This is a genomic window from Clostridium sp. (genome assembly GCF_050717515.1).
In the GTDB taxonomy this organism is placed as follows: domain Bacteria; phylum Bacillota; class Clostridia; order Clostridiales; family Clostridiaceae; genus Clostridium_AD.
Map to the genome: position 1 here is coordinate 22481 of NZ_JBOITL010000028.1, position 23722 is coordinate 46202.

The window sequence follows — 23722 nt, forward strand, 5'->3', positions numbered from 1 at the left end:
ATTGCAATAATAAAATTCATCATTCTACAATTTTTGAATAAAAACTTGTAAAAATTAATGCCACCCACGTGGCAAGTGGCATAAAAAGATCCAGCAGAATACATTCTACTGGATCTTTACTTTAAAATCACTGTTAATTACTTTCTGGTTTTATTACCTCTTTAACAATTATATTTTCTATAGGTTTTGATACTATTGAATTTTTTTCACTTGCCATATTTGCCAGCACCATACTCATTATTCCTTCCATTGCATTAGGTGTTTTTCCATCAGTACCACCCATTATTACAGTTTGTGGTACAAGTGGAGACTTGCTTATCTTTAACGCATCTGCAAATGCTATCATAACACTTTGTTGCACTTGTAACTCTGGGCCACCGTATGCCTCAACTAAAGCTCTTGCTGCTGTTCCCTTCGCAATACCTACCTTTGTTTCTTGCTCAGCAGTAGCATCTGCAACCACTTTAATATTTAGTGCTGTTGCGTTACCTACTTTTTCAAGCTTGAATGCCTCTGCAGTTGCTTGTAATTCTACTTGCTTTGCATTAGCAGTCGCTGTTAATTCAATAGTTTTCGCTTGTGCTGCAGCTTGTGCTTCTCTAGTATATCTTTCAGCATCTGCTTCTTGTGTTCTCTTATATTTGTCTGCTTCAGCAAGTTTCTGCATTTTTAATGCTAACTGTTCGGCTGACCTTAATTCCGATTTACCTTTATTATCAGCTACCTCTATATCAATACTTGATTGTGTAAGGGCTGATTGCGCCATGGATTTTGCTTGGGCCTCATTTAATTCTCTTTGCTTTTCAGCAGATTTTTGTTTAGCTTCATTAGTCTTAATTTCTTCCATAGCCACTTGTCTATCTCTTAATTGTGCAAGAATTTTTTCAATTCTTGTATCACTAGCAGAAGCTGCCGGTGTTCCAATTAATACTTCTTGAAGTTCTAAATCATATAATTTAAATTTTGTTTTCATTTCATCTGATGCTTCTTGTTGAATTTGGCTTCTATCTTGAACGAGTTCTATAAGAGTTTTCGTTTGCCCAATATTCTTAAAGTATCCAGCTACCATTGGGTCAAGAGATTGTTCAACAAGCATTTTAATATCCCCAAACCTTTGTATAACTGATGAAGCTTTTCTATAATCAATATTAAATACTACTGTAAGTGGTAGATTAGGCTCAAAAGCATCCTTAGTTATTAAACTAATCTCTTTTAAATTGTCATCTAACCTGTGTACTCCAGTTTGACCACTAATCCATTTTAATATTACATTAGTAGTAGGCACTGGCACAACCTTACCAGCATAAGTATTAAATGCATACTTTCCTGGCATCATAGAATCTCTCCAAATACCCTTTTTACCTTGTTCTACAAGTTCTCCATGAGAGTAGCCGGTACCTGAAACATCCTCACCTTTATCACCAAAATAACTTACTACAACTCCTACATATCCAATATCTATTATGCTTTTAGGTACTATATCTACACTTGCAAACATTCTATTAATGAAGTAAACTCCATCAGTAAGCACTTGCATCTGCTTACCTTTTCTACCATCTGCCGCTAAAAATTTCTCAGGTTCTTGGAAGTTATTGTGATAGAACTCATTATTTACGCCATCACCAACAATAGGTGCTATAATTGCTCCATTGTCTGGTGTAGGACCCTCATTAATAGTTACAATACCTATAGTATCGCGACTAGCTGAATTGTTACCTGATTTATTATAAGTAACTGGCATATCACTACCATCATTCTGCTGGGTAATTTGCTCAGAAGTTTTTGAACTTGATATAAGTACTGGGCTAAATCCAGCTACTCTAACTAAGTCACTTCGCATACTTTCTATTTGCGCTGTCTCATCCTTTGAAGTAAATATTGAATGTACCCTGTCTTTGGTTATTATAATAAATTGTGCTAAGTTAAATGCATAAGTCCCCTCACGAAGAATCTGTCTTTGTGGTCCTTTTTGTCCACCATTATTTAAAAATGATACAACATCTTGGAATGATTTACATTCTGGTATGACTTTACCTAGTGTTTGGCCATCTCCTAAACTTTCACCTGACCTTGAAAATACATAAGCTATTTGACCTTGTGGTATAGTTACCAGCCTTACCTTCTTAATCTTGTACTTAAAAGGCGTTTTGAAGTGAACGCCAGCCCTTAGTACTTCTGGTTGATAACCTGCTTCTCCTTTAAGTGCCATTAACCCGTCTGAAGGCACTGAACCACTCATACTCCACCACTTCTCCACAACACCTACTTCATCTGTTCCTATGCTTGTAAATCCTATGCCATAAGCAATTAAAAATAATGCTACTAGCACTATCCCTGGTATAATTAAAAATGTGTACGACTCCATAATTTCCCCCTTTTTATTACAATTTTTGTTTCGTTTTATAAATACTGCCATAAATTAATTATATCACAAATATTACACTACTAGAACTTATAGTTGTATGTTTTTTAAAATTACCTACTGAAAATATTAATATATAATTGCATTTATGTTAACTCTTTAGCATCAGTGTATAAAAAAAACATCAAGATCTTAAGATCTTGATGTCTTTTATAAAATCATATTTTTAATTATGCGGAACTATGATTTCACCAGCTTTTTCTAGTGCAATCTTTGCCACAACAGGTCCTATTATTGAATATATAAATGTAGAACATAATATAATAACACGAAGCTGCGCTGCGTACTCCGGTATAATATTTCCTGCAACTACAATTAATCCTAATGCAACCCCTGCTTGAGGCATAAGTGTAGGCCCCAGATACTTACATATTTTTTCATCTTGTTTAGCAATTTTACCACCAATCCAAGCGCCACTTATTTTCCCGATAACACGCGTAACAACATATAAAAGCCCAATAACTCCAATTCCACTTAGAGCCGTGATTTCAAAACCCGCTCCTGAAATAACGAAGAATATCATGAAAATAGGTGGAGAAAATGAGTCTGTAATTTTGACAATGCTATCAATATCTGAATAAATATTTACAAACACACCACCAAGGGCCATACAAGCTAGCAGTGGCGAGCCATTAAATAATTCAGCTAACCAATAAGTAATTAAGATAAATGAAATAATAATGCACAGTCTATTTGATGATTGTTTAAACCATCTAAATATTAACTTCATAAAAATACTTGATACGGCACCCAAAATAAAGGATATTATTACTCCATATATAGGAGTTAATATTGATAAAACAATATTAGTGCTAAGGCTAGAGGACATTGCTTTTACTATAGTAGTTGCAAATCCAAATCCTATAAGAGCAACTGCATCATCAATGGCCACAACGCTCATAACCATTGATGTTAAAGGCCCTTTAGCTCTATACTGATTTATAACCATTATAGTTTGAGCGGGAGCAGTAGCCGCTGCGATTGCACCTAATAGTATTGAGAGCTTTATATTAAAACCAAAAATAATTAAAACCACGGTTACGCATATAATTGCTCCAAAAGACTCTGCCATAGCTATTATGACAGGTGCAATCCCAACCTTTTTAAAATATGTTAAATTAAATTCACTTCCGATTGAAAATGCAATAAACCCCAGTGCTATATTAGATATAACAGAAAATCCATTAACCATGTTAACAGGAATAAAATTTAAAAAAGATGGTCCTAATAAAAGACCAGCAATTAGATACCCTGTAACATTGGGCAGTTTAACATATTCAGCAAGTCTACCAAAAATTATTCCAGCAAAAAGTATTACTGCAACTTCAATAATTATTTTACTTTCCAATTTTTCTAATCCCCTTTGTAAAATCAATTGGTACGCTAAAAACTACACCAGTATCTTTAAGTGAAAGATCACCTACAACAGACTCAATAGCGTTAACAGCTTCTTCAAGTTGCCATTCATGAATAACAGTAAATATCAGTTTGCTTTTTTCTCTTTCAGGATTTAAAAATGATCTAAGAGATCCTAAAAATGCAATTTCACCTTCATCATGTTCATGACTTAACAATCTAGCCATACCCATACTATCCACAACAGTGGCACCACTGATATTTCTACGTGTAAATTCAGTTAAAACATCATCTAATTTTTCTGGTCTATTTAAAATAAAAAATAATAGTTTCATATTTCCTCCTTGATTTTTTATTTGACATGCGGCTTATGCTGCAGCTACTTTTAAGCTATTCAAATGCAAAAAAAATAGACACTTTAACTAATTAAAACGTCTATTTTGTATGTTGGTGCTACATCAGGGATTCGAACCCTGGGCACCCTGATTAAGAGTCAGGTACTCTAGCCAACTGAGCTAATGAAGCACATTACCGAATGACCTTAGTATATACCACTTTTATGTATTTGTAAATACTTATATAAAATACTAATAGCTAACTAGTTATCTATTAGTTTTATATTATTGGATTTTCTATAAAAATATCTATTGGTTTCCATCAATAATAAATCCAACAAAATTATTTAATTCTGCTGGATTTATTATTATTTTATATAATTTACTGTATTTTCTTTCCTTTTTGGTGCATTAGTTACCTGAATTTTTTTATATCCAAGGCACAATGCATGTATTTGTCTAAAACCTTCTGGTATTTCGAGTTCCTTAACCCATTCTGCGCCTTCTTCACTATTTAATAAATGTGCAATAAGGCCAACCCAACAACCACCAATTTCTAAGGATTCTGCTGCTATAAGCATGTTTTCTACTGCTGCCGCGCAATCAACTGAAGCCGACCCATTATTTTTATCTCCAGATACCAATACAACTGTTGGCGCATTGTAAAACACATGGAATTTTTCATTATCAGCAAACCTTCTAATATATTCATTATCTGATTTACTTGCAATCTCTTTAAAAGCATCACTTAATCTATCTATAATATCTTTTCTTTGTATTACTGTAAAATGCCAAGGTTGATTATTTGTAGCACTTGGTGAATAAATACCTGCATCTATTATATCTTGCACATCTGTATCGTTAAGCTGTTCTGGCAAAAAAGCCCTAGTACTCCTTCTAGTCCTTATATTTTTTAAAGTTTCATTCATATTAAAATCCTCCGTCCTCGTATTCTTTAATATTTATGATTATACTACTATATTGTTTTAATGTAAGTACGCACTTTTAAAACTCATAGTCACCAATATAATACCATTCTTCTACTATATATATATATTATCAATAGTAATTGTAACCTATTTATTTAGAAAACTACAGTTAATTATTTGCAAATATAATGAAGACTTTGTTTTGCTTAAAAATTAAAATATATAATAGAATAGGTATGACTTATGGTGAACTTATAGATACTACTAATATAATAGATAAAAAGCGATAAAGAATTTCTACTAATAGCAATGATATACTAAATGATGATGTTTGTGCTTATAAGAAAAACAGATAAAACACTAATATCTCCCCATTACCACAAAATATAAGGTATAATAAAAGTTATTAAATTAAAACATAAGAGGCAAAACAATTAATAATTGTTTAGTGCCCCAGCGAACTACAGGAGGCAAAACAATTAATAATTGTTTTGTACCTCAGAGAACTACAGGAGGGAAACAAATGGTAGAAATAAATGATACAGTGTCATCTCTCTTAGAGAGTCTGAAAACTGCAGATGATAAACAGAGATCTGCAATAGTAAATAAACTTTCCTTAGATTATAATAATGCAATTCCAATGTTATGGTCAAAAATAATAACCGAGGAGAACCCTAGAGCAATCCTTTCTGTTATGAGAGATATTTTAAAAAAGGAAAAACCCAAGGGCATGTTCAGAAGAACTATTGGTAATTCCAAAGAAAAACTTAGCAATCTTCTTTCGCATTCAGATCCAAAAGTTAGAAAGAATGTATGTGGTGTTATTGGAGAACTAGGAGATCCTGCATATTTAGAAGCACTATATAATGCCTATAACTCAGAGGATAAACTATTTGTAAGATATTCTTATGTGCTTGCCATAGGAAACTGCGGTAGCATTCTTGATGCAGAAAAGTTAAAGAAAATGTTTGAAGATGTAGTAATGAATGAAAAAGCTTGCAAAGATGATAATTCACTAATAACAACTAATAAGCATATTAACGAGGAAAAACTTGCGCTTACAAGGGCTATAGATAAATTATCCCCTCCTGTACGCCATGAATTTAAAGGCTTTAAAGAATTTGAAAATGCAGTACCTATGATACTCACAGTTATGAATTACCAGTATCAACACACTTTAAAGGAACTTGAAGAAAAATCTATAGACGGTAGACTTGTAGATGATGGTATTCTTATTTATGAGAATGATATAGATCAGGTTTACACCTGCAGAACCTTTTATGAACTTTTGTTTCCACTAGATAATTGTGAAGATCTACAATTTGATTATAAAGTAATAGCAGCTGCGATTCTAGATGCAAATGTTGTTGACTTTTTAAATCAGTGTCATGAATGTGATTCTAATTCTCCTTTCTGGTACAGAGTTGAGTTTAAAACTATGGATGCCAGCCGCGAAAGGTCAGAGTTTGTAAAAAACTTATCAAGAGAACTGGATGAAATTTCCTGTGGAGGTTTAAAGAATAGTCCCTCCTCCTATGAAGTTGAACTTAGAATAGTTGAAAGAAATAATCTCTGCAGTGTATTTGTAAAACTATATTCCTTTGCAGATAATAGGTTTGACTATAGAAAAAATGAAATAGCTACCTCTATAAATCCAGTAACTGCAGCTATTGCAGTAAAATCTATAGAAAAATGGTTAAAACCTAGTGCGCAAGTTATAGACCCTTTTTGTGGCACTGGCACAATGCTTATTGAAAGATCCAAACTCGCTGAGGTAGAATCTTTAACAGGAGTAGATATATATAGAACAGCTATTTCAGCTGCGGAGGTAAATTCTAAATTAGCTAATGTTAATATAGATTTAATAGATGAAGATATATTAGATTTTTCTACTACCTACCTTTTTGATGAGCTTATAACAAATATGCCTTTTGACAATAAGTCCGCCACCCATAACAAATATGCGGATCTTTATAGTGAATTCGTTAAAAGAATTCCTAGTCTTGTAATCGCAGGTGGAATGGCTTTTGTTTATACAATAGAAAAACAATTATTTAGGGAAGTTCTAATGGATAATGAAGAACTTGAACTTCTTCAAGAGATAAAAATTGAAAGTGGTAGGCTTACGCCCCATGTATTTGTACTAAAAGTTAAATAAGACACAGTTCAAAAAACATAAAAGAAGTAGGTCACCTAGCTAGGTGACCTACTTTTTATAGTTTAGTATCGTCAACACTATCAAGCCAATTTTGAATATCACCTATAACTGATTCTATGCAACCATTATTAAATGGTGACTTTAAATTAGCAAGTTCTACTAGGCCTAAGAATGATTTACTTCCACCCGCAGAGCAAAGGTTCATATAATCTGCCATTGCATTTTCTCTATCGTCATTAGCTTTTTTAAAGAATTGGAATGCACAAACTTGAGCTAATGTATAATCTATATAATAGAAAGGTGAAGCAAAAATATGTCCTTGTTTATACCAAAAACCACCTCTTTCTAGATAGTCATTTCCATCATAATCTCTATGAGGTAGATATTTCTTTTCAATTTCTCTCCAAGCTGCCTTCCTTTGAGTTGGTGTAGCTTCAGGGTTATTATAAACAAAGTGTTGGAACTCATCAACAGTTACTCCGTAAGGTAAGAATAAAAGTGCTTCACTTAAATGATTAAATTTATATTTTAATTCTTCTTCTTCAAAAAATAAATTCATCCAAGGCCAAGTTAAAAATTCCATACTCATAGAGTGAATTTCAGCAGCCTCATTAGTTGGAAAGTTATACTCAGGTACTGCATAATTTCTACTAGAGTAAGCTTGAAAAGCATGCCCTGCTTCATGCGTTAACACATCCACATCCTTAGAAGTACCATTGAAGTTTGAGAATATAAATGGTGATTTGTAATTTCCTATAAATGTACAATAACCACCACCAGCTTTACCTTTTTTGCTCTCTAAGTTCATAAGCTCGTTATTGATCATGAAATTAAAAAATTCTCCAGTTTCCGGGGATAATTCTTCATACATTTTCTTAGCATTATTAACTATCCACTCAGGATTACCATGTGGTTTTGCATTTCCACCTTTAAAACTTATTCCTTCATCATAATAATATAAATGATCTAAATCTAGACGTTTACATTGTCTTTGTCTTAATTTAGTAGCCATAGGAACTATAACTTCTTCAACTTGTTTTCTATAGTTTGCAACCATTTCTGGATTATAATCTGAACGAAGCATACGATCATATCCAAGTTGTACAAAATTTTCATAGCCTAATTTTTTAGCAATTTTAGTTCTTACTTTTACTAGACCATCATAAATTCCATCTAACTTTGTTTCATTTTCAGAAAAGAAAGCATATTTAGCCTCATTAGCTCTTTTTCTCATATCTCTATCAGTTGATAAACTAAATGGCTCTAATTGAGATAGTGTTCTTTCTTCCCCTTCAAACATGATTTTTGCAGAAGCAATTAATTTAGTATATTCACTAGCCAACTTATTTTCAATCTGTAAATCTTCAATTATTTCTGGAGAAAAAGTTTTAATATTCAAAGTAGCCATATTAAAAAGTTGCTTGCCCCATTTTTCTTCCAGTTCAGGTCTAAATTTCGAATTAATAAGAGCCTCATAATACTTGGCAATTAATCCTTGGTATATAGGCATGTTTTCATCAATGAAATCTTGTTCACCTTCATAAAAAGCATCAGTTGTGTCAATAGTATGACGTATTCCCACAAGCTCTGCCATTGATTCCATATCACTCCTTAAGTCATTGATTATAACCATAATTGAATTTGCATCGGAAAAACTATCACAAATATTAAATTTAGTTAATGATTCATTAAACTTTACCACCAACTCTTTCATATCCGGTCTTTTATACTGCATTTCTGTAAATTTCATAATATTCCCCTTCCTCTGTTTAAATGTTATATTTTTTAAGTATTTATATTATATTCTCTAAAAACTAATTACTTCCTTTAAAAACAAGAAATAATTATGTAATATTTTAAATTATCAGCTTTCTTAATATTTTCTGCATTTTTCCATAAAAAAAATATAAAATTTTACCAATATTACTGTAACATTAACAAAAGCTGCCTCGTCTATATTATAATGGGAAGTTATTTACATTTGAAAGGGGTTATTAAATTATGAACAGGAAAAAAATATTTTCATTACTACTATGTTCAGTATTTGTATTTACATCATTTTCAACAGCACAAGCGGCAGTAGACCTGCAACCTGAAACCCAAAATTCTATATATAAAACTTGGATTAAGCCTGGCGAAGAAAATCTAACCTATGTAACTAATATATCACCAGAAATCGAAAAAAAAGTTAAGATTTCTAAGGAAAAAGCATTAGAAATAGGAAGAACTGCCTTCAAACAATATTTTAACAATACTATTGATGACTCAAAGTTTTCAGTTAAAATAAGTCTTGATAATTATAATAATGGGGAAGCTTACGATTATATTTGGAATATATCCTGGAGCAAAAATAACATTTCAAAAAATATAAATTATAATGTCTCTATAATTGCAAGCACTGGAAAAATACAGTCTATTAATAATGCAGAATATAATAGGGATGACACTAATTCCATTCCAACTATTTCCTTAAAAGAAGCTAGAGGAGTCGCAGATACCTTTGTTAAAACCCATAATGCAGAAAAGTTTAGTGAAGTATCTAGAGTAGATACTGATTTTGCTGGATATCATAGAAATGGTTCAGGCTCTTATTCTTTCTCTTATATAAGGAAGGTTAATGATATTGAATTTACTGGTAACACTATTGAAGTTAGTATAGATGGAACTAGTGGAAAAGTAACTTCTTATTCTATAAATTGGGATGACAAGTACACATTCCAAGATACGAAGAGTGTTATTAGCAAAGAAAAAGCACAGAATATTTTAAAAAACAGTATAAGCATGGACTTAAAATATGTAAATTATTATGATAGATATGACGATACCCGCAAGAAAAAAGAAATTAAAGTAGTATATTCAACATCATTCAAAAAAGGTAATGGTATAGATGCAAATAGTGGTACTTTTATAAATAATAATTTAAATAATGAATCTAATTTAATCCTTAAAGATTTAAACGAAAAAGAAAAAACTGAGTTTTATAAAAAATATAGTGTAATTAATGTGGCTAAGGAACCTATAATCGAAGAAAACGCTGCTGTTATAATGAAAGAAACAATTAAAGACCTTTATGGCGAGGATTATAAATTAGATCCTCTGGCTTACAATGAAAGCTCTGACTTAAATGATGAAAGCGATAAAACTTGGTCAGTACAATTTTATAAAGATGAAAATAAAAAATATGAACACAGTGGTTCAATAAAGATAGATGCTTTAACTGGGCGTGTAATATCCTGTTACAAAAATAGTCCCTATGAACAAGAACAGGATTTCAAGGAAAAATTAACTTGGGATCAAGCTTATGATAAAGCAATTAACACTGTAGCTAAATACTTTCCCTCTCATGTAAAAAATATTAAAACCCAGCAAACCCATATTGATAAGTCAATTAATCCTGTAGAAAATAAATATAAGGAAAGACTGATTTGTTTTAATTTTGCACGAACTGAAAATGGCATAGAGTATTATGAAAATAATATAAATGTAACAGTGGATTTAAAAACAGGCGAAGTAAATAATATAATTTACAGATGGGAAGATAAATTAAAATTTCCATCCTTAGAAAACAAAATTTCAGAAAAGGATGCGTTAAATAAATTTTTACAAAAATATAACACAAAGCTAACTTATAATTTAGTAAATACAAGTAAAGACCTTAATAAACCAAAATTTGAACCAAAGCTTATATATGCTGTTGATTTTGGAAACAGACAAGTATTTGATATAGATGCCTTTAATGGTAAGTTTGTAAGCTATGATGCTGAAGAAGTTAATGAAAATATTGAAACATTTATGAATAATATAAAAAATAGCAAGTATGAAAAAGAATTAAGCATACTTGCATATAAAGGATTATTAAACACAAAAGATTTCAAGTTAAATAAAGAAGTAACTCAAATAGACCTAATTAAATCACTTGTAGATGCTAAAGGTTTTAGGCCCTATGAGATTATGTTTGGCGGAGCAGCAAAAGAGTCAAATGTTAAAGCTGATAGTTCAGCACCAGTTGAAGAATTAAGAATAAAAGGAGTCCAAAAGGGTACGCAGGACTATAAATATCTTCAAATGGCAGTTTCTTATGGAATAATAGATAATGAAGAAGTGGAATTTAAAGGAGATACAAAAGTCACAAGAGAAGAAATGGCAAAAATCCTTGTAAGATTTATAAACTACCACAAAGTAGTAGACTGTGGTGATATATTTAAAGCTAATTTTAAAGATACAGATAAATTGACTAAAGGATATTTAGGCTACGTTGCCCTTGCTGAAGGTTTTGGCTTAGTACAACTAGACAAGGGTAATTTTAATCCTAAAAACATTTCAACTATGGAAGAATTAACACTGGGTATATACAAATCACTTAATAAGATTAGATTTAATAATTATCCTATATATTATTAAATTTTGCTATGGTACGAAATCCTCCACTTCCAGAAGAAGCGGGGGATTTTTCCTTGATTTCATAACTGCAAAATTAATGCAATTTTAAGAAGGACCTATTCCTAGGGTGAACCAACTATGGACACCCTTAAATGTTAATAGGGCAATGATTTAAAGACTATTATGCATCCCCCAAAATGGAAGTATTATTACCATCTTACAAAAATGTAAGATTAAACAATTAAAATGTAAGCTAGAAAGATGGCTGGAAATTTTGCTTTTTTGTATACTAAATAAGTAAGGAGGTCGCATAATTTAACAATTTAATTTTTTCACTAAAAAAACAACTTATTCATTTTGAAAGGAAGTAAATATTATGAAATTTAAAAAAATACTAACAACCGCTATAATAGCAGCCATAAGTCTATCCCTATCCTTTCCTACAGTATCTATGGCAGCAACTAGTAATAAATGGCTAAAAGGACATTCAAAGGAAATCAAATCCCTTACCTCAAATGATTATGAGGATTTAGAGTTTTTAAGAGCAACTTTGAAGGATAAAACTGTAGTTTCTCTTGGAGAAAACTTTCATAGAGTTGCCGAATACAGCGCTTTAAAAACAAGACTTATAAAATATTTGCATGAACAACTTGACTTTGATGTTATTGCTTTTGAATCAGGACTTGGAGAATGTGCTACGGTCAGTGAAGACGCCAACTCATTAACTTCTGCACAAATGATGGAGAATTCTATTTTCCCAATATGGCATTCCAAAGAAACCCTTGGCTTGTTCGATTATATAAAGAATCAGAGTAAAACTAATAAACCTCTTCATCTTGCAGGATATGATATGCAACCTACCTCATCATATTTTACTGATTTTATGTGCAACTGGCTTTCTAAGATAGATAAAACTTATGCAAAAAACTATGCAGTCTTTGAAGTTGAATATATAGAAAGCTTTTATTCAGTGTATTTAAAATATGGTGAAGAATCCTATACGCATATGGATGAATTAAATGAAATTAAAGCTAAATATGAACCTAAATATATTGATTTAATAAGATTTATTAATGTGAATAAAGATAAACTTGCAGCCATTTATCCGAGTAATCCTCATATTATTGATATAGCTAAAAAAACTTTAAGTGACAGAATAAAATTCATTGAAATGGCCATGCTTGATTCAAGAACTAGTTATGAATTTAGAGATAAAATAATGGCTGAAAATGTTGAGTGGATTATGAATGTCTTATATCCAGGTAAGAAAGTTATTTTATGGGCACATAATGATCATTTAGCTAAAAGCACCTCTAAAATACTTGCAAAAGAGAATGGTAAATGGATAAATAGCTTTACAAGCATGGGAGAATTACTTAATAAAAAACTTAAAGACAAGATGTATGTTTTAGGCCTTTACATGAATAGCGGAAATGCATGTACTATAACTACACAAAAAAACTTCAATATAGATCCTATGCCTCATGGGAGCCTTGAAAATCTTATTATGAATAGCGGGTATAAAAACACCTTTGTGGATTTATCAAAGCACAAAACTGAAGATAAATATAATTCTTGGATGTTTAATCCTATATTTGCAGCTGAGGACGGAATGACCTCTGAAATAATTGCCCCCATGTCTATGATGTTTGTGCCTAAGGACCAATACGATGGAATTATTGTTATAGACAAAGTAAATGCACCAAATATAAATTATTAAAATAGTAACTGAGGTATACAGTCATGGAGGTATTTACTATCTAATAACTTTAAATTCTTACGTAAAAACTGTTACAAATAATCCCAAAGCTAGATTTAGCAAAATAAATTTAGCTTTGGAAATTATTATGAATTTAAAGTATAATATTTATTTTATAACTACACTTTGGACATGTGCTATCACTAATATTAACATGAATATGGTACCCTTCTCTTTCAATAAGCTTATACCCACACTTTGGGCAGTATGTTGAGTTATCAGTGCCCGCTACATTACCTATATATACATAATTAAGATGTTTTTTGGCTATACCTATATCCTTAAGCATTACTTCAATCTCTGTAGCAGGGTTTTTCATCTTATAACTAGGAAAATATTTTGATAAGTGAAGTGGAACATCTTTATTTAATGAGGCAATAAATCCTGCAATTCCCTCAATTTCCTTCGCGGAATCATTTTCTCCATTTACCAGTAGAGTAGTTACCTCTACATGACACTCTTTTGACGCTATCCTAATAGTATCCATTACAGGTGTAACAGTGCCTCCACAAATGTCCTTATAATACTTATTATTAAAGGCCTTTAAATCAATATTCATAGCATCCACATAGGGAAGAAGCATTTTTAAAGGTTCTTCTTTAATATAACCGTTAGTAACCAAAACTATATTTATATCTTCAATAGATTCTTTTAATAACCTGGATGCATCGTATACATATTCATACCAAATAGAAGGTTCATTATATGTAAATGCTACCCCCATATTACCTTCTAGACTTTTGCATATTTCCACTAATTTTTCTGGAGGTATATATTCACTACTTGCTCTCCCTTGGGATATGGAGTGATTCTGGCAAAAGCCGCAACTAAAATTGCAGCCAAAGCTTCCTAAAGAAAGTATATTACTGCCAGGTTTAAAGTGATATAGTGGTTTTTTTTCTATATGATCTCTTGCAATAGAAGTTATTTCTCCATAATTGACTGTATAAAGCACTCCCTCTTTATTGGTCCGGACATTACATTTACCGTAATCACCATTTGCAATAAGGCAGTTATGGGGGCAAAGTTTGCATCTTATGTTCTCCCCAGGTTTTTCATAAAACAATGCTTCTTTTTCCATTTCTCAGCTCCTATTTATGCCTAATAACCTCAAATTTTTCTATAGAATAATCTTCACTTATAGAAATTCCTGCTTTATTTAACACAATGCTTATTTGTTCCTCTATGCTATTAACACCCTCAAGGTCAGGTAAAAGCAGTCCGCTCTTTCTACCACTTCTTACAATAACTCCATATTTTTTAGGATTTAGTTCTTCTTTTAAAGCTGGTATAGGATCAGTTAGAACATCTACGGAAAACACAATGTCCTCAAGCTCTCCTTCTGATACATTATTAAACCTTGGGTCGCCTTCTCCGGCTTCAATAGCATTTCGCATTATTTCACTTGCAATACTCTCTGTTACAGGAAAAATTGTACCTATGCATCCTCTTAGAACTCCAAATTTCTTAAGAGATACAAAAACCCCTCTTTTATTCCTTATCATTTCCTCTGTTACATAGTTTGGCTTACTCATATAATCGCCCTCTATTAGATAATGAGTAAGACTTTCTCTTGCAAGCCGAACATAAACATCTTCATTATTTATTCTTTCATTATATTTTTTTCTTTTCTCCCCCATAATTTCTGATAATATATCTCTTTCACTGCTTTTAAGTTCAAATTTCATTACACCATATCCAACTCCAAAAGTGCCTTCATAGGAAAGAAGTTCTCCCTTTATTTCATTGCCCTCCATTGCTCCAAGCATTATATAATAAGACCTTAAACCACATTCTCCAGCATTTTCAACCATTTCTGGATTTATATTAAAAACTCCTACTACATCACCTTTTGTTAATAGACTTATTATTTCTGCATCAAATTTTTCTCCATAGGAATTATAATTATAAGCGCCTCCATCTTTAAGATGATGAGAAAGATCCCCACTTCCAATAAACACAGCATTTTCATTGCTCTCCTCTACTGCCTCTTTGATGAGTTTACCAAATTTATATAATTGTATGGGACTAAGTCCCCCGTATGTAATATGAACAAGCTTAAAAGAATTATATTTATCAACAATAAAATACAGTGGAACTATGGTGCCGTGATCTAATTCATATTCTCTACCATATTTTTTAAGAAACCTTGTGCTTACTTCTGCTGTGGGAATTTTATTATTGCGTGCCTTATCCATAATTATCCCTGTCAAATCCATATCTATTTCAAAATTCATAGAAACACTTAATGCCCCAAATTGCTTTAAACTTCCTGAAATAGAACTTTCAAAAGAAAGAGCTATGGCATCTGAAAACATAGTTCCATGTGGTGTCACTACTATTATTACCTCTGGTTTTAACTCTGCTATTTCACCTCCAATGCGCTGGCAAGCATCATATGTGTTTTTTATCTTTTTTTCCTCTCCATGCCCCACCTCTGGAATTATTATAGGGGGATGCGGCATTGTATAAAAAGCTTTTATTTTTCCCATTATAATCATCTCTCCTACTAATTACTTTAAGTCTAATTCACTTAAATATTTTACCCACTCCTTAACGTTCATATCCATAAAGTTTAAGTATATGAGCTTTAGGTTAGTAGCTATTATTTTAAAGTGGAAAAGGGACTGTCATGTTGAGACAGCCCCCTTATTTTTCCTAATCTATTGTTCTTATACTGCTAACGTGGCCTGCTTTAAGTAGTCTAATTCTTCTCCCTTTAAATGGGTAGAAAGTTTTTCAAATACAGTTTTATGATAACCATTTAACCATGCCTTTTCTTCATTTGTTAATAGTGAAACATCAATAGCTTCTAAATCTATAGGGCATAATGTTAAAGTCTCAAACTTCATAAATTGTCCACCATACTCCGTATTTTCATCTTCCTCCACAACAACTAAGTTTTCTATTCTTATACCATGCTTTCCAGTCTTATAAACTCCTGGTTCATTGGATACTATCATTCCTTTTTCAAGTTTAACTAGATTCGGAACTATAGATATTCTATGTGGACCTTCATGAACATTTAAGAAAAATCCTACTCCGTGTCCTGTTCCATGCTTAAAATCCATGCCTGCATTCCAAAGTGGAATTCTAGCTATTATATCTAAACTTGAACCAGTAGTACCATATAAAAATCTCTGCAATGTTAAATCGATCATCCCTCTTAGCACTAATGTGAAGTCTGTTTTTTCTTCAATAGTTAAGGGACCTACAGCTAGTGTTCTTGTAATATCTGTTGTTCCATCTAAGTATTGAGCGCCAGAATCTAATAAATAAAGACCCTTTTGCATTATAGTAGCCTGATCTTTTTGCGTAGCGGAGTAATGAGGCATAGAAGCATTTGCTCCATAAGCTGAAATAGATCCAAAACTTAAATCGTAGAAATTTTCTCCTTGACTTCTTATTTGTTCAATTTTATCTGATGCTTCTATTTCTGTAATATTGCGCAATTTTATGGTTTTCTTCATCCAGTTTATGAATTTAACCATAGCCACACCGTCCCGTACCATTGTCTTTCTAACATTTTCAATTTGGATCTCATTTTTTATAGCCTTAAATCTTGTAGTTATGTCCATGGCCACTACAATTTTAATGTTTATTGCACTATATATCCAAGTGCTATTTTTTGCTGCATCAAGTAATATGGTTCCCACTTTAATCTCTTCTAAAAATTTCCCTATACTATCGTAAGGCATTATTTTCACATTAGCCTTTTCAAGCTCAGCACGAACACCCGAATTTATTTTTCGATCATCGATAAACAAATAACATATTTTCTCTGAAATCACTAAGTATGCTATAGTTAGTGGATTACATTTTATATCTCTTGCCCTAATGTTTAATAGCCATGCTATGTCATCAAGACCTGATATAACATAGTATTCTGCTCCCATAGCCTTCATTTCAACATTTACTCTAGCAAGTTTTGATTCTCTTGACTCGCCTGCATATGCTACATCATGCAAAACTACCTGACTACAAGGTCTTTCAGGTCTATCTTTCCATATTAAGTCTATTAAATCCTCATTAACTTCAAATGAAAATTCACTACTTTCTAAAGCTTTTTCGAGTCCTCTAAAATACTCTACTGAAACAACTTTGCCATCAAAAGCAACTTTTGCTCCCTTATTAAGTTTTTGCTTCAAAAATGCCTCAACAGTTGGAACACCAGTCTCCCCCATTCTAAATAAGGTTACGCCTGTATCTTTCAACTGACTTTCTGCTTGTATAAAATATCTTCCATCTGTCCATAAACCTGCATCCGTTAAAGTTATAATTGCAGTTCCAGCAGAACCGGTGAATCCTGTTATAAATGTTCTAGCAGTATAATGCTCTGCTACATATTCACTTTGATGTGGATCTGAACTAGGTACTATATATGCCTCTATACCTCTTTGTCTCATCTCATGCCTTAACTCTTCAATTCTTTTTTTTACGTTCATTACATTCACCCCATTAAATTACAAGCTTTACTTGCAATGTTTTTTATTGCAAGTAAAGCTTGCAAAGTTTTTTATTGCAAGCGTTTACTTACAATATTTTAAATTACTAATTTTAGTATAACATAAAAATATAGTATTATTATATTAAGTCGTTGATTAAACTAAACCCACTCTAGCAAGCCGCTTTTATAAGGATTTAGTCATATGATTAATATAAGAAAAGCTAATAAATGTTAGCAAAATCTGCAATTATAGGCGCTAACTCAAATATGCACTAAGTTGGCACTAATTTTACATTTATTACATAAACTTCAAAACCGCATCAGATTTCTCCGATACGGTTATTATGATTCCTAATTTCTATTTATCTAAACTAACAATATAAGTATTTATTTGACTATTACCTAAACTAGAATTTCCATAAGTAAAGGATAAAGCAGCGCTTGTACTATCCCAACAAATATTTGAGATTCCCATCTTTACAGGTAGTTTCTTTTGTACATTCTTACCGTTCCTGTCTATATATTCAAATATATGATATTCAATTTTTGCATCTTTATCTTTTAAACTAGAATCCTTAACTATTTCTTTTATAGCACCTGTCTTAGTATCTATAACCTTAATTGATGGATCAGGGTCAGTATTCATACCATTAGAAAATTCTACATAAGCAACTTTACTTCCATCAGGTGATAATACGTAGGTAGTATCACATCTACCTTTAGGTAATTTTATCTCTTGTAGTTTTTTACCATATTCATCCATGATAATAGCTCCAAAAGTCCTATTTACAAATAATCCTTCAGATGATATTTCACCATTATTATTTAAATTATCAATTATAATTGTTTTGCCTTTTTTATCTGCGGTGCGAGAGTACTTATTTGAAAAAATAGCTTTTATTTCTTTAGTCTTAACATCTACAGTACATAATTTAACTCCTTCTTTTCCATTTTTGTCTTGCGTATAATAGAATTTACCTTCTACACTAGTTCCTAAATCTTTAATATCATCAACACCAGATATCCAGGCACCATCATATTTATCAGCATTGTAGCTACCCTTGGCATATGCTTTTCCAGTTGTATCAATGATTTCCCATTTATGAAAATAGTTTGCTAAAATTTTATTGTTACTTACCCAGATAAATTGTGCGTCACTATTAAGTTTTTCTGTATTTACATTTGTAATTTCACCTGTAGATAGATTTAATAATTTTACATTTTTATGAAGAAGATCTCCTGAATCCAGAGCTTTTTGCCACTGCGGACTTTCGACTTTAGGTATAAATCTTGCCTCTGCATAAAGAACATACTTTTTATCAGGAGACACCCCCATAAATTGATCTATATTTACGTCCTTAAAGTCTTTAGAACTTTTTGTGTTTAAATTGTAGATACTGCAGTATCTTATAGGTACAGTAGAATCCGCGTTTTTAAACTCTCCCTTTTTAGTTAATGTTAAGACCTCATTGTCATTAATCCAAGCAACACTTTCGATCTTTTGATATTTGTCGATTTGATAGCCCTTTTCATTTGTTTGAGCAGATGGCTTGTATGCCATTACCTTTATGTTTTGTATAGCTGAAGTATTATAGTTTATTCCATATGTGATCATGCCACCTACAACTGCTGCCGTTAAAACCAGTGATAAAATCTTTTTTCTAACCATTGAATTTTCCTCCTTTTTCCTTGTAATCTTATAATAACAAAAACTTTTCACAAAATTATAAACGAATGTCACAATTTTGTGAATTCTATATAGGAAATTCAATAGAAAAAATAGTACCTTCATTTAACTTAGAATCTACACTTATGGTGCCCTGTTGCTTTTCAACCAACTCTTTTACCAATGATAGTCCTAGCCCAGCCCCCCCAGTTTCACGACTCCTATGACTTTCAACTCTATAAAATGGTTCAAAAATTTTAGACATCGCTTCTTTACAAATACCTATTCCTGTATCCGCAACTATTATAGTTATTTTATCACCATTCTTATGACATTCAATATCTATAATTCCATTAGGCTTATTATATTTTATAGCATTATCAATTAAATTAATAATAATATGTCTTAAGCTTTCTTCATCTATTGTAACAATAATATTTTCAATATTACATTTTAAGGTTAAATTGTTTTTCTTTATTTTCCCCATAATGCGCGCGCATATTTCGTCAAACGTTTCCTTTAAACTCACTTGTTTTTTCCGTATTTCAAAGTCGTATTTTTCTAAAGCAGACAAATTTAAAACCTTATCTACCATAGTTGCCAAACGATCACATTCTTTTGATATATTTGTGGTTCCATCATTAATTAAAACCAAGTCATTTTCATACATTCCAATTAATTCTGCATATGCTTTTATAACAGTAATTGGAGTCTTAAACTCATGAGTTACATTGCCTATAAACTCTTTTTGTTTCTTATCCATTTTTTGCAATTTATCTATTGCTTTGTTCAAAGTATCTCTCTCAACTTTAAGGTCTTCAATATTTTTTTCTATAGTATTACTCATAAATACTATACCTTTGCTTAACTCACCTAATTCATCATTACGATTGACTAGTTGTATCTTATGAAAATCACATTTTTGAATGTCTTCTACTGAATCTTTCATTATATATATATCTCTTGTAAGGTTGAAAAAGTAAAGAATGCCAAGAATTACACCAAATATCAAAGCTACAAACCCTGTTCCATAAAACATTTTTTTTATATTATCATAAAATAATCTGCTTTCTTTAACTGAATATTCAAGTTCTAAAATTGCTACTATACTATTTTTATATTTAATTGGTGAGTAAAAATAGATTACATCATTGTTTTTTGCAAATGATACTTTACCGTAAATAGCATACTCAATCATAAGATTTTTATCTTTATTTTCATTTAACTTACCATCTACATTAAAGCCAGAAAGAAGCTCTCCTTTTGTATCATATACACTAGCAGGTATAGTTCTAAGCCAGGACTTGTTAAATATGCTTCCACGAGCAAGCTCCGCCTTATTACTAGTTCCATTAGCACCTAAGCTTGAGCGTTCACTAAAATATTGCTCAAACATATCCTTTTGCTTAAACAGAGTTGCTTCATCTTCCTTATCTTGATAATTTTTTATTCCGCTTAATACAAAAACACTTAAAAATAATATAACAGCTAATAAGAGTGAGCCTATAAAAGCTATAAGTTTGAATTTAATTCCTATTTTCAAATAATTCATCAACCCCTTTATAGCCTACACCATGAACAGTTTGTATTAAATTTTCATATATATCACCTAACTTTTTCCTTATTCTTTGAATATGTGTATCAACTGTTCGTGTTCCTCCAATATATTCCATGTCCCATACTATGTCCAAAAGCCGTACCCTAGAATAGACTACATTTGGATTTAAAAGAAGCAAATACAATAAATCAAATTCCATTTGTGTAAAATCTATTTTTACGTTTCTTATACTTACGGTTCTTTGTTTTTTATTAATATTAAAATCTTTTATATTTATTAAATTATCATTACTCTTCTCATCTGTAGTTTTTTTAAACCTTCTTGCCAGAGACTTTACCCTTGCAAGAACTTCTCTTAGATCAAAAGGTTTTGTTAAATAATCATCTGCCCCTAGTTCTAGTCCTACTATTTTATCTACAATATCATTTTTTGCTGTAAGCATAATAATACCAATATTTTCATTTTCTAATTTTTTGCAAACATCATAACCATTTATTACAGGAAGCATTAAATCCAAAATTATTATATGTGGCTTAAAGCTTTTTACTTTATCAAGAGCTTCTTGTCCATTATAAGCTTTTTCTACTGAATAACCCTCTCTTTTTAATGCACAAGTCAATACATCCAAAATGCTTTCTTCATCATCTACTACAAGTATTTTCTCGTTCAAATATTACACCCCCATATTTTACAGTAAATAGCTAGCTTAAGTGCCTATTCTAAAATCACCGACAAATTGTGTTTTATTTTTTTTTTTATAAAAACATTATACCAAACATTATAACTTTTATACAAATACTAACTATTATTATTTATATTTTATATCCAATTTACGGTAATAATGGTATAATTAAATTAATATTTCCACGTTAAAATTATGTAATATGGCAAATAAGTAAACTAAAACAACATTTTGCAATTACTATCCAACATGTGAAAGGAGGAATTTATTGTGATAATTGGTCATAATATTAATGCAATGTTTGCCTGTAGACAAATGTCTATTCTTCAAGCTAAAATGGGTAGGTCTATGGAAAGATTATCTTCAGGACTAAGAATAAACAGAGCGGCAGATGATCCCGCTGGCCTTGCCATTTCTGAAAAGATGAGAGGTCAAATTAGAGGATTGCAACAAGCCTCTAGAAATGCCCAAGATGGTATTTCATTACTTCAAACCGCTGAAGGAGCGTTAAATGAAACACATTCTATGCTTCAAAGGATGAGTGAGCTAGCTGTTCAAGCAGCTAATGGTACAAGCTCTGATGATGATAGATTTCAAATAAATAAGGAGTTTGAGCAATTAAAAGAAGAGATTTCAAGAAGTGCAACCCAAACTGAATTTAATACCAAACCTTTATTAGGTAAAGATGATAATGAAATTAAACTACAAATAGGTGCGAATGCAAATCAGACAATGACTATAAAATTAGAATCTATGACTGGAAGTGCATTAAATTTAGATGATGTTAATATATCAACGCAAGAAAATGCTACTAAAGCAATAAAAAGATTACAGGAAGCAGTTGAAAAGACTTCTTCTTTTCGAGGAACCTTAGGCGCATATGCAAATAGATTAGAACATGTAATATCAATAAATGATATCACTGCTGAAAATCTACAGTCTGCAGAATCTAGAATAAGAGATGTAGATATCGCAAAAGAAATGATGGAATATGTAAAAAACAGTATTTTATTTCAAGTAGCCCAAGCGATGTTATTACAAGCTAATCAACAGGCTCAAAACGTATTGCAATTATTGAAATGAGAGAGTATAGTGCTTATACAGTTTTTATTCCATTTTATTTTTTCTATATTCAGATGGTGAATATCCCATGTGCTTTCGAAACATTCTACCAAAATGAGTTATATCGTTAAATCCCACTCTATAGGCTATTTCTGATACAGACAACATAGTATCTCTTAACATTATAGTAGCCATCTTAACTCTTAATCTAATTAAATATTCCATAACAGACATCCCAGTAGACCTAGTAAATTTATCTGTAAGTGTTGTTCTGTTAATATGAAATTCTTCTGTTAACTCTTCAATAGAAATTTTTCTTTCATAATGTGTATGCAAATATAAAATAATTTCATTAATTTCATCTAAAAATTTAATCACTTCAAATTTAGTATAATTTTCCATGTCAGTGTATATATACTGTATCAAAAATAGAATCTCTAAAAAGAAAGATCTACTGCGACATCTCCAAAAATTATTATTTAATAATTTTAATTCCTCCTCTAAAGAATCAAATAACTTTGCTATGCGCTTAGCAGTTGCAGGTCCTACTTCAAACTGTCCAAAACTCAGCTCTTCCCTACAAATAAAAGGTAGTAAAGAAAAATAATCTTGATATTCCGATTCAGATATATTTGCTTCTAAATTTTTCATTTTTTCTAAGGTTAGAACATTATTTACCAAAGTAGGACTAAAATAAATTGCTCTGCCACTTAAATTACTGCACTTACCAAGATTGATTCTATCATTAGCATTGAAGCAAAAAATTGTAGGCGCTGTAAAAACAATAGTGTTTTCATTAACACTTACAATGCCTCCACCTTTTTCAACAAGGATTAACCTAAACATCAAAAAATTTTCCGAAGAAAATGGCTCTTTAGTTTCAATATATACTGGTAGCTTTAGCTCCCTACCCTCATCAATAGTAAACAATTCCATAATTAAAAACTCCAATCATCTAAAACTTATTT

16 protein-coding genes and 1 tRNA gene are annotated in these 23722 nt (G+C 31.3%); 4 read left to right on the forward strand and 13 right to left on the reverse strand.

From position 1 onward, the window contains the following. Positions 1 to 133 precede the first annotated feature (133 nt). The 5 genes from ACREV6_RS13690 to ACREV6_RS13710 form a co-directional block, all read right to left on the reverse strand. Complete coding sequence (locus tag ACREV6_RS13690; RefSeq protein ID WP_431578597.1) at positions 134 to 2365, reverse strand: SPFH domain-containing protein; 2232 nt, start codon at positions 2363 to 2365, stop codon at positions 134 to 136. Between the two features lie 223 nt (positions 2366 to 2588). Beyond that, entirely contained in the window at positions 2589 to 3770 is a 1182-nt protein-coding gene (locus tag ACREV6_RS13695; protein WP_431578598.1) for a cation:proton antiporter, read from the reverse strand. Then, positions 3760 to 4113 carry a P-II family nitrogen regulator gene (locus ACREV6_RS13700; RefSeq protein WP_431578599.1) on the reverse strand — a complete coding sequence of 118 codons (354 nt, stop codon included), beginning with the start codon at positions 4111 to 4113 and terminating at the stop codon, positions 3760 to 3762. The genes ACREV6_RS13695 and ACREV6_RS13700 overlap by 11 nt, the downstream gene beginning before the upstream one ends. 113 nt (positions 4114 to 4226) lie before the next feature. Next, positions 4227 to 4303: transfer RNA gene (locus ACREV6_RS13705), tRNA-Lys, on the reverse strand. Between the two features lie 178 nt (positions 4304 to 4481). Next, positions 4482 to 5042: a nitroreductase family protein gene (locus ACREV6_RS13710; RefSeq protein ID WP_431578600.1), complete on the reverse strand. Its 561-nt coding sequence runs from the start codon at positions 5040 to 5042 to the stop codon at positions 4482 to 4484. 523 nt (positions 5043 to 5565) lie between these two features. Here ACREV6_RS13710 and ACREV6_RS13715 point away from each other — a divergent pair. Further along, complete coding sequence (locus tag ACREV6_RS13715) at positions 5566 to 7200, forward strand: HEAT repeat domain-containing protein (RefSeq protein WP_431578601.1); 1635 nt, start codon at positions 5566 to 5568, stop codon at positions 7198 to 7200. A 55-nt stretch (positions 7201 to 7255) separates the two neighbouring features. Here ACREV6_RS13715 and ACREV6_RS13720 read toward each other — a convergent pair whose 3' ends face one another. After that, entirely contained in the window at positions 7256 to 8950 is a 1695-nt protein-coding gene (locus ACREV6_RS13720) for a M3 family oligoendopeptidase (RefSeq protein ID WP_431578602.1), read from the reverse strand. A 251-nt stretch (positions 8951 to 9201) separates the two neighbouring features. Here ACREV6_RS13720 and ACREV6_RS13725 point away from each other — a divergent pair, with 251 nt between their 5' ends. Both ACREV6_RS13725 and ACREV6_RS13730 read left to right on the forward strand, forming a co-directional pair. Next, positions 9202 to 11601 carry a YcdB/YcdC domain-containing protein gene (locus ACREV6_RS13725; RefSeq protein WP_431578603.1) on the forward strand — a complete coding sequence of 800 codons (2400 nt, stop codon included), beginning with the start codon at positions 9202 to 9204 and terminating at the stop codon, positions 11599 to 11601. Between the two features lie 355 nt (positions 11602 to 11956). Further along, a complete protein-coding gene (locus tag ACREV6_RS13730; protein ID WP_431578604.1) occupies positions 11957 to 13300 on the forward strand; it encodes an erythromycin esterase family protein in 1344 nt (447 codons plus the stop codon). A 133-nt stretch (positions 13301 to 13433) separates the two neighbouring features. Here ACREV6_RS13730 and amrS read toward each other — a convergent pair whose 3' ends face one another. The 6 genes from amrS to ACREV6_RS13760 form a co-directional block, all read right to left on the reverse strand. Further along, positions 13434 to 14420, reverse strand: coding sequence for an AmmeMemoRadiSam system radical SAM enzyme (amrS, locus tag ACREV6_RS13735; RefSeq protein WP_431578605.1), 987 nt, complete (start codon positions 14418 to 14420; stop codon positions 13434 to 13436). 10 nt (positions 14421 to 14430) lie between these two features. Next, positions 14431 to 15831, reverse strand: a complete 1401-nt coding sequence (gene amrA, locus ACREV6_RS13740; protein WP_431578606.1) for an AmmeMemoRadiSam system protein A — start codon at positions 15829 to 15831, stop codon at positions 14431 to 14433. A 180-nt stretch (positions 15832 to 16011) separates the two neighbouring features. After that, positions 16012 to 17784, reverse strand: coding sequence for an aminopeptidase P family protein (locus ACREV6_RS13745; protein WP_431578607.1), 1773 nt, complete (start codon positions 17782 to 17784; stop codon positions 16012 to 16014). 360 nt (positions 17785 to 18144) lie between these two features. Further along, positions 18145 to 19455: a hypothetical protein gene (locus ACREV6_RS13750; protein WP_431578608.1), complete on the reverse strand. Its 1311-nt coding sequence runs from the start codon at positions 19453 to 19455 to the stop codon at positions 18145 to 18147. A gap of 85 nt (positions 19456 to 19540) precedes the next feature. Further along, positions 19541 to 21004, reverse strand: a complete 1464-nt coding sequence (locus tag ACREV6_RS13755) for a sensor histidine kinase (protein ID WP_431578609.1) — start codon at positions 21002 to 21004, stop codon at positions 19541 to 19543. Further along, on the reverse strand, positions 20979 to 21680 hold the full coding sequence (locus tag ACREV6_RS13760) for a response regulator transcription factor (protein ID WP_431578610.1): 702 nt from the start codon (positions 21678 to 21680) through the stop codon (positions 20979 to 20981). Before ACREV6_RS13760 ends, ACREV6_RS13755 begins: the two co-directional genes overlap by 26 nt. Positions 21681 to 21962: 282 nt before the next feature. Here ACREV6_RS13760 and ACREV6_RS13765 point away from each other — a divergent pair, with 282 nt between their 5' ends. Further along, positions 21963 to 22775, forward strand: coding sequence for a flagellin N-terminal helical domain-containing protein (locus tag ACREV6_RS13765; RefSeq protein ID WP_431578611.1), 813 nt, complete (start codon positions 21963 to 21965; stop codon positions 22773 to 22775). Positions 22776 to 22799: 24 nt separating this feature from the next. Here ACREV6_RS13765 and ACREV6_RS13770 read toward each other — a convergent pair whose 3' ends face one another. Beyond that, complete coding sequence (locus ACREV6_RS13770) at positions 22800 to 23690, reverse strand: helix-turn-helix domain-containing protein (protein ID WP_431578612.1); 891 nt, start codon at positions 23688 to 23690, stop codon at positions 22800 to 22802. Positions 23691 to 23722 lie beyond the last annotated feature (32 nt).